The 365-nt window shown below is 74.5% G+C and carries 1 protein-coding gene; it reads left to right on the top strand.

From position 1 onward, the window contains the following. Nucleotides 1–365, top strand: a 365-nt coding sequence (locus IF89_RS40055) for a hypothetical protein (protein ID WP_158718179.1), incomplete at both ends; no start/stop codon positions are given.

Below are 365 nucleotides of genomic sequence, written 5' to 3'. Positions count from 1 at the left end.
GCCGCACCCGAGCAGCGGTTCTCCCCCGCAGTGGAGGAGGGGCGCGCCTACACGGGTGCGGGGGGTTCACCTACACCACCGAGGTCTCCCTCCTGGGCCCCGACGGCGAGGCGGAGCGCAGGGTGGTCTCCCACTACAACAGCCTGCACCTGCTGACCTCCCAGGAGGTGTTCACCTCCGCGCTCGGCGGCCGCGCGGCCGGGGAACTGGTGCGGGGCTACAGCTGGCAGGAGGGGGACTCCCCCGCCCCGCCCGGCCGGGATGCGGAGCTGCCCGCGGACTGGGCGCTGCCCGTCCGCGAGGCCAGCACCGTCCACAACAGCGCCGGCCAGAAACGGGAGACCGTGACTGCCGCCGCCTACGAC

Origin of the sequence: Streptomyces sp. NRRL F-2664 (genome assembly GCF_000719345.1) — a bacterium.
Classification (GTDB): Bacteria; Actinomycetota; Actinomycetes; order Streptomycetales; family Streptomycetaceae; genus Streptomyces.
This window is presented reverse-complemented; position numbering and strand designations above follow the sequence as displayed.